This window comes from Gemmatimonadota bacterium (assembly GCA_009835325.1).
GTDB lineage: Bacteria > JAAXHH01 > JAAXHH01 > JAAXHH01 > JAAXHH01 > JAAXHH01.
The window spans coordinates 31,065-46,272 of sequence record VXWP01000037.1 but is presented as its reverse complement, the minus strand read 5'-3'; the positions used below and the strand labels follow the sequence as shown (position 1 = coordinate 46,272).

The following is a 15,208-nucleotide window of genomic DNA, read 5'->3' as shown; positions in this document are numbered from 1 at the left end:
GTGAGGAACGTATGAATTGTCCATTTTTTTCTTTGGAATCCGCCCATTGAGCCCCGAATGACCCAACAGACCGCCGCCAACGGCTTCCGTTTCGACGACTTCGTGCTGGACATCAAGAACCGCCAGGTCCGCCGGAAACACGCCGTGCTGCCTTTGAGTTCCAGGTATTTCGACGTACTGGTGCTGCTGGTATCCAATGCGGGGCAACTGGTGGAGAAGAACCGCATCTTCGACGAAGTCTGGGAAGACGTGATCGTCAGCGATACGGCGCTGACCCAGTGTATAAAGTCGATCCGGAAACAGCTGGAGGATGACGCATCGAATCCCCGTTACGTCAAGACGGTGCCGAAGCATGGGTACGTCTTCATCGGCGAAGCGGTGGAGATCGTGGATGAACCGTCCCCGCAGGCGGCCAAAGACAAGCCGACCCGTCCGTACAAGTTCCTCGACTACTACACCGAAAACGACCAGGGCCTCTTTTTCGGACGCGAGGAGGAGATCGAGAACATCTGCTCCCGCATCCTTGCCCGGCGCTCGTTTCTCCTCTACGGCCGTTCCGGCGTCGGCAAGAGTTCGATCCTCCGGGCCGGTGTCATCCCCCGGTTGCATGACCAGGGCCACCTGACGTGTATCATCCGGAGTTTCACCGATCCACTGCAGCACATGCAGCGGATGGTCCGGCGGCTCGTAACGGACAACGGAGCGGGCGGCTTTGATGAGGACGGTGTTTCTCTGCAGGAACTGCTGCGCCGGAACTGGCCCGGCTCCGCGTCCCGGATCGTCGTCATGCTGGACCAGTTCGAAGAGTTCTTTCTCCTGCTCGATGAACCGGGCCGGGAAGCGTTCGTCGAAGAACTCGCCGTGATCATGGAAGACGATGCGCTGCCCCTGCAGTTCGTCTTCGTGATGCGGGAAGACATGCTCGCGGAGATGAGCCGGCTCAAACCGGCGGTCCCGGAGATCTTCCATCATGAATACCGGCTCAGCCGATTGACCTCCGATCAGGCCGCACAGGCCATCACGGGTCCCGCCTGGCGGGTCGGCTGCCGGTTCGAAGACGCACTCGTCGACCGCCTGCTGGAGGATCTCTCCGATGAGAACTCCGTCGATCCGCCACACCTGCAGATCGTGTGCGATACGCTGTACGATCAACGCAATACGAAAAACCTGATCACGGAATCGGCCTACGACCAGCTGGGCGGCGCTTCGCAGATCCTGGCCGACTATCTCGCAAGGGTCCTCCGCCGGTTTTCGGCGGCCGACCTGTCCGTGGTGCAGCAGGTGCTGCTGGCGCTCATCTCTGCAGAGGAGCGGCTCATCGTCGTGCGGGAGGCCGAACTGGCTGCGCGGATCCAGGCCGGCGACCGGTACGACGCCGACACCCTCGGAACGCTGCTCGGGGAACTGGTCGACGCCCGTATCGTCCGGCGCAGAAACCAGGAAGGGGAAGGGTGGCTGGAACTCGCCCACGAATGCATGATTCCGGAGGTGTCCCGCTGGCTGACCGGCAGCGTTTACGAAGCGAAGCAGGCACGGAGCCTGCTCGAACGGTCGGTGGAGAATTACAGGACCTACCAGCTCATCATGGACCGCGAAAGCCTGGACCTGCTCGCGCCGTACCTGGAGGAAATCGGCGTCTCCGGCGACGAAGCGTACCTGCTCTGCATCAGCCTGCTCAACCGGGACCGGCCCGTGCCGGCCTGGCTGGTTGAAAAGGTCCCGGATGCGGTGAACGTGATTCTGGAGGCCATGTACAACGATCGCCGGGAAGTCCGCAAGCGGGCGGTGGAGTCATCCCGGCCCGTGCGTTGCGCGGCGCTGAACAACCGGCTCCGGAACCTCGCGTTGCGGGATCCCATGCTGAGCGTGCGCCGGGCGGCCAGTATCGAATTGGCGGACTGGTTCGGTTCGGCCGTGGAATCGATACTTACCCGACCCACGGGCAACGAGTCCGTAAGCCGCCTCCAGCGCGCGGTCAGCCTGGCCTTCCTGCGGGAACAGAACCGGTCGGTCAAGCTCTCCCGGCTGTACCGGGTCATGGTGATGGTCGGTTTCGTATTGATGCGTCTGCAACAGGGTGGGATCGACATCATGCAGCAAGGCATCGGCGGTACCTTCGGTGGCGCCGTGTCCGGCCTGTTCGGCGGACTTCTCCTCGGAACCGCCCTGGCCGCCGTTAGTTCCGGCCTGTCGGCGGAGGCGCTTACGCCCATTTTCGTCCTGGCCGGCCTGGGCTTGTTCGGCGGGGCATTCGGAGGTGCGGGCGTGTCCTTCGGAATGGTCGCGATGTGGCGCGTATCCGGGAAATACGGCCGGTGGCTTGGCGTTCCGGGCGGCGCGCTCGGCGGTGGCATGGTGGGCGCGGCGTTCAGCCTGTACAGTGCCGATACCATTCAGACCCTGTTCGGCCGGCAACCCGCGGGTTTGACCGGCGGTCTCGAAGGCGCCTTCATTGGCGCGGGCGTGGCCCTCGGACCGGTCGTAACGTACTATCTGGCAAGGCGGCCCGGGCAGTGGCGAAGCCTGCTCTACATCGTCTTCGGCGCGCTGGGCGGCATGATCGCCAGCATCGTCCTGACCGTGATGGGCGGCAACATGTTCACGGCCAGCCTGGAAACCCTGCGGCAGTCCTTCGACGCGTCGCAGATACGGCTCGAAACCATCGCGACGATCTTCGGAGAAGGCGAGTTCGGCCGCACCACCCAGGTCGCCCTGGGCGCGCTGGAGGGACTGCTCTTCGGTGGGGGCGTTACGGCCGGGATCGAGATCTTCACGCGCTCGAGGGAGCGTGTCGAAGGGCGGTTCGGCAAGGGGATGAACCGTGGAGCATCGTAAAAAAGGCGCGGGTCTTCCCGGCGAATTCGAGGTGATCCGGCGGATCGGGCACGCGCTGCCCGAGTCGGACCCGAGCGTCCTGTTGGGGGTCGGCGATGACGCCGCGGCCATAACTCCCGCGCCCGGCATGACGACCTTGCTGACGACCGACACCTTCGTGGAAGGCGTGGACTTCGACCTGGACTTCTCGTCCTGGCGGCAGATCGGATGGAAGTGCATGGCCGCCAATTTCAGCGACATCGCGGCCATGGGCGGCGTGCCCCGGCACGCGCTGACGACCCTCTGCCTTCCGGCCCATCGCTCCATGGAAGACGTGGAGGCGCTGTACGCGGGGATTCACGAACTGGCCGGGCATGCGGGCCATCCCGTGTCCATCGTCGGCGGTGATCTGAGTTCGACGGACGGGCCGACCGTCATCTCCATCACGGTAAGCGGAGAAGCCGCAGTGGAACACATCACGCGGCGCAGCGGCGCCCGGGCGGGAGATATCCTGTGCGTGACCGGACACCTGGGCGCGAGCGAGACCGGCCTTCGCCTGCTTCGTGCGGCACGGGAGCGGCCGGCCGCGGGGAGCCCGGCAACGGACCGGTTCGAAGGCGTGTTGTGCCGTCACCGCACCCCCGTTCCCAGGGTCCGTGAAGGCGTTCTGCTGGCTGAAAGCGGGTGGGTCCACGCCATGATCGACGTGAGCGACGGGCTCAGTTCAGACGCCCTGCACGTGGGTCGGGACAGCGGGGTAGGGTTGAACCTGGATGGAAACGCCCTGCCCATGGCGGAGGAAACCAGGCGGGCCATGGAGGAACTTCGGATCGATCCCGTCGGGACGGCCCTGGAGAGCGGCGAGGAATTCGAGTTGCTGTACGCCGTTGCGCCGGAGGGAGTGGCGCGCCTGGCAGCAGAACTTGCGGAGCGTACCGGAACGCCGCTGACCCCCATTGGCGAATGCGTGTCCGCCGACCGGGGGTACACCATCACGGACCGGACCGGACCCCGGCCCCTGCGCCCGAAGGGGTACGAACATTTCAGCGATTGACGGCCAGGTTTCTATTTCCACGGCGTCGCCGGTCACCTGGACCGGTATGTTGCGCCACCTCCCGTCGAACGGCAGCTAGATGTCTATTTCCACGGCTTCTTCGGTCACCCGGACCGGGAAGCAGGTGAGGTTTTCGTAGGCAGGAGGCGACAGGACGTCGCCGGTGGTCACATCGAAAGACGCGCCGTGGAACGGACACCAGAGGTCGGTGCCGTCCAGTTCCCCTTCGCTCAGGGGCGCGCCCATGTGGGGGCAGAAATTGTCGGCGGCATAGTACTTCCCGTCCACGTTGCAGAGGACGATCTCCTTCCCGCTGATCGAGACCATCTTCATCTGGCCCGGACTCAGCTCATCCAGTTCCGCCGCCTTGACGTATCCCATGTACGCTTGCTCCTTGGTCAGCCCGGTATGACGATCCGTTGACCGATTTGCAGTCGCCTGGCCTGCACATCGGGGTTCGCCCGCATGAGGGCAGCGAGGGTAACCTTAAAGGCCCGGGCGATCCGCGCCAGCGTATCCCCCGACCGGATGTTGTAGGTCACCGCACCGCTTGTTCCGCTTCCGTTTCCCGACAGGCGAAGCACCTGGCCTGGGTGGATGAGGTCTCCACGTAATCCGTTGGCCAGCTTCAGCGCCACGACGGAAGTCCCGTAATACCGGGCGATGCGGGTCAGCGAGTCGCCACGCCGCACGGTGTGTGTAGCGGCGTCCCTCGGCGTACCGTAAGAAGCCGTCTGCCCTGCCCATTGCTGTCCACCGTAGTTCCTTCCGGGTACGCGGAGGAGCTGGCCGACGCGGATCAGGCTGCCCCGGATCCGGTTCATGCTCCGCAGTCTGCTGACCGAGGTCCGGAATCTAACGGCGATGTGGCCCAGTGTATCACCCCGCCGCACGCGGTACCTGCGAACCTCGGGAGGGGGCTTGAAATTCGATTCAGGAAGCTCGTCGAGACTGCCGAGCAGGGTCGAACCCGCGCCCAGGGGTACGCGCAGCGAAAATCCGGTGGGCGGCGTCACGCCGTACCGGATGTCGGTGTTCAGCGCCTTGAGATCGTCCTGCGGCATGGCGAGCAGATCGGCGACATGCTGCAGCGCGACCGACTTGTCGATGCGCACTTCTTCGAAGAGGTAGGGGTCGTGGGTGTCCGGCAATTCGACGCCGTATTTCTCCGGGTTCTCGATGATATGCAGCACCGCGAGGAACTTGGGTACGTAATTCCGGGTCTCCCTGGGCAGCCGCATTTTCCAGTAATCCCGGTTTCCCGTCCGGTTGATCTCGCGGAGCACCCGGTACTCACCACAGTTGTACGCCGCCATGGCGAGAAACCAGTCGTCGAACATGGTGTACAGGTCACCCAGGTAGGCGAGAGCCGCCGGGGTGGCCTTGTGGGGGTCAAAGCGGTCGTCTACCCAGCCGGACCGCTGGAGTCCGTACCGTTTCCCCGTATCGTAGATGAACTGCCACATGCCCGCCGCGGACGCCCACGAGAAGGCCCTGGGCTTGAAGCCGCTTTCGACGATGGGAAGCCATTGAAGCTCCGGCGGCATTCCCCTGGCGGACAGTTCTTCGCGGATCATCGGGGTGTAGCGCCCGGACCGCTGGTACGCGGTCTTGAGTATGTTCAGGCTTCGGTCTTTGAGAAACAGATTGATCTGTTGCGTGACGCGACGGTTGAGTACCCTGGGGATCGAACCCCGGATTTCGGCGGCGGCGCGGCGCCTTGCCTGAATACGGTCCACCAGCGGTCCCAGTTTCCTGAGGAGGTCGGCCTGCGCGGGGGTGGCCGCGTGCTTCTGGTCGTCGCTCAGCAGGACGAGCAGTTCAAGCACTTCATCGACCGCGGCGCGTGCGGCCGTGGTATCTGATCGCTCCAGCGCCGTGAGGGCCGCGTCATAACGCATCCTGGCGTCGGCAAGCAGGCTGGCCGGGTCCTTCATCGCCAGGGAATCGGCCGGGGCGACATGATCGAGGGTAAGATCCGGGTCGGTCGGTTCCTCCACCGCTACGGTATTGCCGGCGATATCCGCCGTCTCGGTCGGAGGCGCGGTGCGCGCACCCGGTTCAAGGGTCCGGGGGGCGGCGCAACCGATGAGTAATACAAGGCCTATGAGCGGGAGGTGTCTAATCATATCCGTGCCGGTGATTCAGATACCGAATAAGCCGCCGGACGTCGATCTACCGCCCGGCAACTGCCTCCAAAGCCACCTGAAATATATGGTCAACCTCCGGGGAGGCAAGGGCTTTTAGAAAAAAGTATGCACCGCCAGCGTGCGTTCATGACGCGTTCATGACGCCTCGCACTCGGCGAGCGCCCGGTCAATTTCCTCGACAACCCACGGATCTTCCTCGGTCATCCGCGCCTTCTCCAGTTCCGCCAGCGCCTTTTCGCCGCCGACGTTTCCCAGCGCCCAGGCCGCATGGCCCCGGACCAGCGGTTCGTCGTCGCCCAGCGAATCGGCGAGGGCGGGAACCACCCTGGGATCCTTCGTGTTGCCCAGGGCTACGGCGGTGTTCCGCAGCAGGCCGCGCCGCTTCGTCCGTTTAACGGGACTGCCCTTGAACCGGGTCCTGAACGCCTCCGGCGTCAACCCCAGCATTTCGATGAGGTCCGGCATTTCGTTCCAGGGACGGGCTACGAAGGCCGGATCGCCGGTTTCGGGCGCGCTGCGGTTCCAGGGACAGACATCCTGGCAGTCGTCGCACCCGAACACGCGGTCTCCCATCGCCGCGCGGTACTCCAGGGGAATGGCCCCCTTCAATTCTATGGTGTGGTAGGAAATGCAGCGGCGCGAATCGACCACGTAGGGTTCGACGATGGCGTCCGTGGGACAGGCTTCGAGGCACAGGGTGCACGTGCCGCAGTGATCGGCCGCAGGCCCGTCCGGATTCAGTTCGATGTCGAGGAGGATCTCCCCGATCAGGAGCCACGAACCCACGCGCTTGTGGATGAGGTTGGTGTGTTTCCCGAACCATCCCAGGCCGGCGCGGACGGCGAACTCGCGTTCCAGCACGGGCCCCGTGTCCACGTATACCTTGCCTTCCACGGGCCGGCCGGCCCGGTCCTGCACGAACCGAAGCAGCGCCAGCAGCTTCTCTTTTATCACGTCATGGTAATCGTCGCCCCGGGCGTACCGGGCGATTCTTCCGCGGGGGGTGCTTTCTGGCGTGCCGGCCTGCATGCCGGAGCCGGGATCCGGGTCCGGACACCGGTAATTCATGGCGACCACAACGAGGGACCGGGCGTTCGGCAGGATTTTCCGTGGATCCTGGCGTTTCTCGATCTGGCGTTTCAGGTAGGCCATCTCGCCGCCCAGACCCTGCTCGACCCATTCGGCGTAGTAATCCCCGTGGCGGGGTGGATCGGCCGTCGTTACGCCGGCAAGATCGAATCCGAGCGACGCGGCATGCGCCTTGATTTCTTCGGTAAGAGACACGGGAATCCGCTGCGCGGCGTGGTTATCCCGCCGCCTGTCCGCTGGACGCCGGAGCCTGACGCCGGTTCCGGTTTCGTCCGTACGACCTTCGACGTCCGCCGTGCTGCTGGTCGTCCCGCTTGTTCGTCATCCTGTGGGCGATCTTCTCCCGGATGACGGTCACCTTGATGTGCCCGGGATAGGTCAGGTCGTTGCGGATCTTCTGGGAGATTTCGGAAGCCAGCGTGTGCGTCTGGTCGTCGTCCACCTGGTCCGGCCGGACCATGACCCGGATCTCGCGGCCGGCGTTGATGGCGTAGGCGTCAGCCACCCCGTCGAAGGACCGGGCGAGTTCTTCCAGTTCCACCACCCTGCGGACATAATCTTCGGGATCATTCCTTCGGGCGCCGGGACGGGCGCCCGAAATGGCGTCCGCGGCGGCGACCAGAAAAGTGATCGGCGAGGTGATTTCCTCGTTCTCGTCGTTGTGATGGGCGATGATCGCGTTCTTGACTTCCTCGGGTTCGCCGTACTTTTCCGCGAAGGCCAGGCCGATTTCCGGATGGGATCCCTCCATCTCGTGGTCCAGGGCCTTGCCGACGTCATGCAGGAGTCCACAGCGCCGGGCGAGCAGTTCGTCCAGGCCGATCTCGACGGCCATCATCCCGGTGAGGAACGCCACCTCCTTCGAGTGATCCAGGGCATTCTGGCCGTAACTGGACCGGAACCGCAGCCGGCCGACCAGTTTCATCATCTCGGGATGCATCGATTTCAGTTTGAGCTCGTTGACGGCCTGTTGTCCTTCCGAGAGCAGGCGGCTGTCGATCTGTTCCCGTGCCCGCCCGATGATTTCCTCGATGCGGCTCTGGGTGATCTTCCCGTTGGATACGAGATCCGCCATGGCCGTCCGGGCGATTTCCCGGCGAATCGGGTCGAAACAGGAGATAACCACGGCTTCAGGCGTATCGTCCACCATTACCTTGACTTCGCTGGCCGCCTCGAAAGTCCGGATGTTGCGGCCGTCTTTACCGATGATACGAGCCTTTATCTGGTCGTTGGGCAGGGGAACCACCGCGACGCTGGTCTGCGTGGACTGATCCACCGCGCACCGGCTGATCGCCAGCGTGACGATCTGTCTCGCTTCCCGGTTGGCATTGGTCTGCGCGGTTTTCAGTATGTCCCTTACCTGGTGCTCGGCTTCCTGCTTCACGTCGCGGATGAGTTCGCCGTGGAGCTGCTGCTTGGCTTCCTCGGAGGTCAGCCGGGCCAGGGATTCCAGCCGGTTTCGGTATTCCGAGGCCGATTCCTTCAGGCGGACTTCCTGCGCGTTCAGCCTCTCTTCCGACTTTTCCAGTTCGTCTTCCCGCAGGCTGGTCTGATCTTCGCGGTCCTTCAGGTTGTCATACCGCTGCTCGCACTCTTTCTCCCGGTCCATCATATCCTGCTCCTGGCTCACCAGGGCGGACTGCCTACTGTTGATTTCCGCCTCCTGGGCCTCCCGCGCGTCGTGCCACTTTCTCTTCTCCTCCAGCATCTCCGCCCGGCGCTGAACTTCCATTTCCTTGAAAAGGCGCTGGGCGCGCTTCTGGGCCTTTTCCTCCATTTCGCCGGCTTTGCTGCGCCGCCAGAGCATGCCGATGACCAGCCCGACGAGAGCGGAAAACACGGTCAGCGCGGCCAGGGGCAGCAATAACCCGTTCAGGTTTTCCAATGGGAATTCCATACAACACCCCCTGCGATAGAGCAGCTTATCCCTTTAGTGGCGTCGAGCGCGGTGGCGTCGAGCGCGGTGGCGTCGAGCGCGGTGGCGTCGAGCAGTGGCGTCGAGCCCGGGATTAATGTCGATAAGCTGGCCGCCGGACCGGATGGTGACCGGGTCGGCTTTCGCCGGCAGGGGCGTTCTGCTTACGGGCGAGGAAGGGATGGCACCCGCATCTTTCGAACCGTTCCACCGAAGGGGCGTTTATGCGCGTATTCCCGACGATCTGCCGTCAAGCGTTTGCAGTGATATCCGCTCAGAAAGTTCCTTCGCCTTTCGGCGCCGGGAAAGTGCGTGCATAATTCATCAAAGTAAAATCTGAAGTTGAACTGATTCTGATTCCACCTGTTCGCCAGGAACGGTGTCGGTCATGCGTTTTGCTTGTGAAATCCGTGTTCCAATGCGCCCGTTCTTCCTCCCGAGCGCCCCCATCCTGCTTATCGAGTTACCCAATCTGGTATTACAATATATAGCTACCGGTGCATCATCCGGGTTGTCGTATCTCAAACTGCGACGCGGCTATGCGGGCCGCTCGCGTGTGCCTGGTTTACGTCCGAATCGATCCGGCAGGAAGAGGATGATCGTCCCCAGCATAAGCAGCGCCGTACCGATCCAGACCCAGTTTACTAATGGATTAATGTAGACCTTAAATGTAGCTACGTCAAGCGTTTCGTTCAGTTCCGCCAGGACGACGTACAGGTCCTCATTCACCGTCGACCAGATGGAAACTTCCGAAGTCACCTGGTCCTGTATGGGGTAGAGACGCTTCTCCGGGGCCATCATCACGACGGGCTCGCCGTCCACGGAAAGGCGGAGCATGCCGGCGTAGGACACGTACTCGCCCATGTTGGTCTCGGTGAGGGAATCGAAGTCCAGCGTGTAGTTCTTGATCTGGAACGACTCGCCCTCCCGGACCGCGAAATTCTCCTCCCGGTTGAATGCCGACCCCGTGAAGCCCACGAAGAGGAGCACGATGGCGATGTGGACGACGTACCCGCCGTACCGGCGCTTGTAGCTCATGACCAGGCGGTAGAAGGCCGCGGGCCAGGATTCTTCGTTCGTCGACCGGCGCGCGCGGGCTCCGCGGTAGAACTCCAGACCGATGGCGCCGGCCACGAAGGCGCACATGCTGAAGGAAAGCACGGCGTAGACGTGCCGGATGCCGAAGGCGAGCAGGATGGCGGCGGCGGCGAGGAAGCAGGCTATGGGTATGGAGAAATGCCGCTTCAGGCTCTGCACGGACGTCTTTCGCCAGGCGAAGAGCGGACCCGCGCCCGTGAGGAAGAGCAGGAATATGCCCAAAGGCACGTTGATCTGGTTGAAGTACGGCGCGCTCACTGTGATCTTTTCCCCGCTGACCGCCTCGGAAAGCACGGGGAATATGGTCCCCCACAGGATGGCGAAGCACACGCCGACGAGGGCCAGGTTGTTCAGCAGGAAGCTGCTTTCCCTCGAGACGAAGGAGTCGAGTTCGCTGCGGGCCTTCAGGGCGCGGCGCCGGCTGATCAGGAGTCCGAAGGACAACACCATCGAGACGACGACGAAACCCAGGAACAAGGGGCCGATGCCCGAAGTGGTGAAGGAATGCACCGATGAGACGACCCCGCTTCGCGTGAGAAAGGTGCCGAAGTAGACCAGGCCGAAGGTCAGGATGATCAGGATGAAGTTCCAGATCTTCAGCATGCCCTTCTTCTCCTGGATCATCACGGAATGGAGAAAGGCCGTGATGGTCAGCCAGGGCATGAGCGCCGCGTTTTCCACCGGGTCCCAGGCCCAGTAGCCGCCCCATCCCAGCTCGACGTAGGCCCACCGGCCGCCCAGCATCAGGCCGAAACCGAGGAAGAACCAGGCGTAGAGGGTCCATCGGCGGATCGTGCGTATCCAGGTGTCGCCCAGTTCCCCTGTGATCAGCGCGGCCATGGCGAAGGCGAAGGGGACCACGGTCCCCACGTAGCCCTGGTAGAGGATGGGCGGGTGGATGATCATGAGCGGCATCTGCAGCACCGGGTTCAGGCCGCGGCCCTCGGCGGGCACGAAGGGCAGCAGCTCGAAGGGATCGGCCACGAAGACGAGCAGGGCGATGAAGAAGAGGACCACCGACATCATCACCGCGTGGACATAGGGGATCAGCGTCTGGTTCCGGTCCCGGTTCGTCAGGTGCACCACCAGCGCGAAGAGGGCCAGGGTCCATACCCACAGGAGCAGGGAGCCCTTCTGTCCGGCCCACAGCGCGGTGACGCGGTAGAAATCGGGCAGGGTGCTGCTGGTGTAGGAGGCGACGTACTCCACCTGGAAGTTGCCCGTGTACAGGTGGTATACCAGCACGATGGACGACAGGGTCAGCAGGCCGAAGGTGGCGAGGACGCCGTGGGCCCCGCTGGCGATCATCTGCGGGTTCCGCGCCCGGGCGCCGACTACGCTGGTCACGCCGCCGTAGGCCGCCGTCATGAAGGCGAGCAGGAGGCTGAAGTATCCGATATCGTTCATTTACGGGCTCGTGTTCTTCTTTCCACTTCGATGTTGCCTTCGCCGGATATCCTCCCGACGAGGACCTCGGTCGCCAGTCCGACGAAGAGGCCGTTCTCCAGGATGCCGGGTACGTTATTGAGCGCGCGTTCCATCTCACCGGGGTCGTCGATCCCGTCGAAACGGGCGTCCACCACCATGTTCCCCTGGTCCGTGATGACCGGTCCGTCCTTGTGGACCGCCATCCGGAGCACGGGTTCCCCGCCCAGGGCTTCGACCGCGCGCATGACGGGCCGGACGGCCATGGGCAGGACCTCCAGCGGCACGGGGCTTTTCGTACCCAACCGTTCGACCAGTTTCGATTCGTCCACGATGACGATGAACCGTTCGGCCATGCCGTCCACGATCTTTTCCCGCAGGTGGGCGGCACCCCGGCCCTTGATCAGGTTCATCGCGGGATCGACCTCGTCCGCGCCGTCCACGGCGATGTCGACCCGGTCCACGTCGTCCAGCGTGCCCGCCGGGATGCCGTTCCCGCGGGCCAACACCGACGCGTCGAAGGAGGTGGGGATGCCGACGATGTCCAGCCGCTCCTCCCGCACGCGGCGACCCAGCTCCTCGATCATAAACTCCGCCGTCGATCCGGTGCCCAGCCCGACCACGTTGCCCGGGCCGACCATACGGGCGGCCTCGATGCCGACGGTTCTCTTCATGTCTCGGGTGAGGTCTTCGGATGGCATGTACTGGTTTCCGGGTATCGATCCGGCTCTATGACAGCGTCCAAAGATAAGCCGGATCACCCGATCAAGTCAACTGATTCCGGTCCTTAAGCGCACGTATCCGGAAGTCTGCGCGGGCCGCGAGAGTTGGGCACATGTGGGACCGGAGCGTGGGACGGCTGGCGCAGATCGTGGAACGGTCCGGCAGCAGGATTCGCCCGCCGGCGTGGGACGGCCCCCACTTCAACGGGAACTGCGGCGGAAGGTCATCTCGTTTCCGCTGGGGAAGAAGATGGTCAGGAGATCTTCCTCTATCGTGATGGTGCAGGGCTCGGCAGGCGCGTCATCGGCGTCCGCCGGCCTCACCCTCATCGAAAGCTCGCTGGCCTCGAAACCGTCGACGGCGTGGCCGCCGGAGAGGTTGTACAGGTGGCGGAAAGTCAGCTTGTCCCCTTCCAGCGTGTAGGTGCCGCCCTCGCCGGATCCCCTCCGCGGGCCCTCGTCGGTCACGATGAAGAAGAGGACCGACCAGTCCTTCTCGGTGAAGGCGATCAGGCCGGTCACCTCGTGGACCGGTCCGGATTTGAGCCGGTACGATTCCGGTTTCCAGGCGCCCTGGATATCGAGCGACCCGGCCTCGGATTGCGGGCTGGCGGCCGCGTCGTCGATCGTGCTCGCGGCCGTCGAAACCGGGCTGGCGGCCGCTGCGGCGGCGTCCGGAACGGCTGCTTCGGGTAGAAGGGCGCCCAGCATGACGGCGCCCGGTACCAGAAATACGGTCAGCATGGAAGATGTTTTTCCGCGCATGTTTTCCTCACGGTTTTCCGGACGGGTCGACGCCCGCCCGCTTCAGGTAGTCTCCTACGTACTCCAGGAGGTCGGCCTGTGCGTTCCCCCGGTCCTGGTAACGCCTCAGGAGGTCCTCGACCATCGGGGCAATTTCCAACGGGACGTCTTGCGACCTGCCGAGCTCTACGCCCAGGTGCATATCCTTTACCCCCAGGTCGACGGCAGAATACAGTAACTGGTCGTCCAGGAAGCGCGTAAGGCACCGTTCCATCATCCGGCTCTGGCCCATGCTCGGCCGGATGGCTTCGATTAACTTACGCGGATCGATGCCCGCCCGCGCGCCGATGGCCATCCCTTCGCAGGCGCCGATGAAATTGATGAACATCATGAGATTGTTCACCAGCTTGGTCGCGACGCCGCTGCCGGTATCCCCCATGCGGACGACCGTTTCGCCCACGCCGCGCAGAAGGGGTTCGTACCGGTCGAACACCGCCTGCGGGCCACCGACAAACACGGTCAGGGTAGCGTCCCTGGCGCCGAATACACCGCCGCTGATAGGCGCGTCGAGCACGTCGATCCCCCGTGCCGCGCCTTCCCGGGCGATGCGCCGGATGAGTTCAGGTTCGCCGGTGCTGGTGTCGATATAGATGGTTCCGCGCGCGAGCCCTTCGAACACGCCTTCCTCGCCCAGGACGACCGGCTCTACCGCGGCGGGACCGGGGAGCGAGGTAAGGACCGCGTCGGCGCCCGAGGCCGCCTCGCGGGGGGAAGAAGCCCAGGCAGCCCCGGCCTCCAGCAGGTTAGCGGCCTTGTCCTGTTCAAGGTCGTGGACGCGCAGGGCGTGTCCGGCCCGCAGGAGGCTGGCGGCCATGGGGTTGCCCATGTTGCCCAGCCCGATGAATCCCACGTTCATGGCCGGTCCTAACGCGTTTCGTCGATGGTCGGGAAGTCACCCGGTATGGTGATCTCGATGACTTCGAAATCGTCAGAGTACTCCATCAACTCATGGGCGACGCCGGGCGCCTGGTACCACGCGTCGCCCGCGGTCACCTCGATCTCGCCCACGTCCGCCAGGTCGATGCGCGCCCAGCCCTTGAGCAGGTAGTTCATCTGGAACTCGAGTTCGTGGGAATGATAGCCCATGGGGCCGTCGCAGGACTGGGCGGCCCGGATGACGTGGGCCATCACACGCCCTTCGGTGGCGGACTTCATGCCCAGGTCGCGGTACACGAAATAGGGACGCAGCCCCTTGACCCAGTCCGCGCCGTCCGCATGCGCCGCGAAAGACTTGGAAGTGTTCTCAGCCATGATGGTTCTCCTTTTATTGGAAACGACAGCTATTGACGACAGGTCGTGTGCCGGTATCAAGGCGTGCCCCGGCGCTCCCCTCCATCCATGTAGACGGCGGTTCCGAAGACATACGAACAGGGTTCGGACGCGAGGAAAGTCGCCACGGCAGCGATCTCCTCCGGTTCCGCGATGCGGCCGGCGGGAAGCCGCTCGCCGGCTTCGCGAAGCAGGTCTTCGACGTCGCGCCCCTGCCGGTCGGCCTCCACCTGCTGCAGGTCCCGGGCCCGCTTGGTGTTCGTCATTCCGGGACATATGGCATTGACCAGGATGCCGTCTCCCGATACCGCGTCCGACAGGGCCCGCGTACTGTTGAGGACGGCGATGTTGGCCACGCTCAGAGGTATGTTGCCGCGGCCGGGGCTCGTTCCCGCGTTGCCGGCGATATGGACGATGCGGCCCCAACAGTTCTCCTGCATATGCGGGATCACCAGTTGTGACATCCGCAGGTATCCGTGAGCCTTGAGCGCCAACCCCTCGTCGATCTGTTCCGTGGGAAGCTCCAGGATGTCGCCTCCCCGGGCCGCCCCGGCGCAATTGACGAGGATGTCGATACCGCCGAAGGCGTCGGCGGCTTCAAGGACCACCCTGCGGCAGCCGTCCAGCGAGGTCAGGTCCGCGGTGACCGCGTGCCCTTCACCGCCCGCCGATTCGATTTCCCGGACCACCTCATCCAGCAGGTCCCGGTTTCGGGCCGTGACGCACACGCGGGCGCCCTCCCGGGCCAGAGCCAGCGCGCAGCAACGTCCTATGCCCCGGCTGGCGCCGGTGACGATCGCTCTTTTACCGCGGATTTTCAGGTCCATGATTTCCGTTTCCGAACTGATAGAGTCGCTGCCGCGCGCGG

Annotated in this window: 12 protein-coding genes; 2 read left to right on the top strand and 10 right to left on the bottom strand. The window is 63.9% G+C overall.

The annotated features are described in order from the left end of the window. The first annotated feature begins 57 nt into the window (after window positions 1–57). Both F4Z81_04295 and thiL read left to right on the top strand, forming a co-directional pair. Window positions 58–2,835, top strand: a complete 2,778-nt coding sequence (locus F4Z81_04295) for a hypothetical protein (GenBank protein MXW04275.1) — start codon at window positions 58–60, stop codon at window positions 2,833–2,835. Next, window positions 2,822–3,868 carry a thiamine-phosphate kinase gene (gene thiL / locus F4Z81_04290; protein ID MXW04274.1) on the top strand — a complete coding sequence of 349 codons (1,047 nt, stop codon included), beginning with the start codon at window positions 2,822–2,824 and terminating at the stop codon, window positions 3,866–3,868. Before F4Z81_04295 ends, thiL begins: the two co-directional genes overlap by 14 nt. A gap of 75 nt (window positions 3,869–3,943) precedes the next feature. Here thiL and F4Z81_04285 read toward each other — a convergent pair whose 3' ends face one another. From F4Z81_04285 to F4Z81_04240, 10 genes are all read right to left on the bottom strand, one after another. After that, window positions 3,944–4,249, bottom strand: a complete 306-nt coding sequence (locus F4Z81_04285; protein ID MXW04273.1) for a non-heme iron oxygenase ferredoxin subunit — start codon at window positions 4,247–4,249, stop codon at window positions 3,944–3,946. 17 nt (window positions 4,250–4,266) lie between these two features. Then, window positions 4,267–5,997, bottom strand: a complete 1,731-nt coding sequence (locus tag F4Z81_04280) for a LysM peptidoglycan-binding domain-containing protein (GenBank protein ID MXW04272.1) — start codon at window positions 5,995–5,997, stop codon at window positions 4,267–4,269. A gap of 156 nt (window positions 5,998–6,153) precedes the next feature. Continuing rightward, on the bottom strand, window positions 6,154–7,308 hold the full coding sequence (gene queG, locus F4Z81_04275) for a tRNA epoxyqueuosine(34) reductase QueG (GenBank protein MXW04271.1): 1,155 nt from the start codon (window positions 7,306–7,308) through the stop codon (window positions 6,154–6,156). Between the two features lie 16 nt (window positions 7,309–7,324). Continuing rightward, entirely contained in the window at window positions 7,325–9,004 is a 1,680-nt protein-coding gene (gene rny, locus F4Z81_04270) for a ribonuclease Y (GenBank protein ID MXW04270.1), read from the bottom strand. A gap of 555 nt (window positions 9,005–9,559) precedes the next feature. After that, window positions 9,560–11,527 carry a heme lyase CcmF/NrfE family subunit gene (locus tag F4Z81_04265; protein MXW04269.1) on the bottom strand — a complete coding sequence of 656 codons (1,968 nt, stop codon included), beginning with the start codon at window positions 11,525–11,527 and terminating at the stop codon, window positions 9,560–9,562. Continuing rightward, complete coding sequence (gene rpiA / locus F4Z81_04260) at window positions 11,524–12,246, bottom strand: ribose-5-phosphate isomerase RpiA (protein MXW04268.1); 723 nt, start codon at window positions 12,244–12,246, stop codon at window positions 11,524–11,526. Before rpiA ends, F4Z81_04265 begins: the two co-directional genes overlap by 4 nt. 222 nt (window positions 12,247–12,468) lie before the next feature. Beyond that, window positions 12,469–13,011 (bottom strand): hypothetical protein, encoded by a 543-nt coding sequence (locus tag F4Z81_04255; protein MXW04267.1) that lies wholly within the window; start codon window positions 13,009–13,011, stop codon window positions 12,469–12,471. Between the two features lie 28 nt (window positions 13,012–13,039). Beyond that, complete coding sequence (locus tag F4Z81_04250) at window positions 13,040–13,927, bottom strand: NAD(P)-dependent oxidoreductase (protein ID MXW04266.1); 888 nt, start codon at window positions 13,925–13,927, stop codon at window positions 13,040–13,042. An 8-nt stretch (window positions 13,928–13,935) separates the two neighbouring features. Beyond that, window positions 13,936–14,322, bottom strand: coding sequence for a cupin (locus tag F4Z81_04245; protein MXW04265.1), 387 nt, complete (start codon window positions 14,320–14,322; stop codon window positions 13,936–13,938). 56 nt (window positions 14,323–14,378) lie between these two features. After that, window positions 14,379–15,167 carry an SDR family oxidoreductase gene (locus tag F4Z81_04240; GenBank protein MXW04264.1) on the bottom strand — a complete coding sequence of 263 codons (789 nt, stop codon included), beginning with the start codon at window positions 15,165–15,167 and terminating at the stop codon, window positions 14,379–14,381. Between the last annotated feature and the right edge of the window lie 41 nt (window positions 15,168–15,208).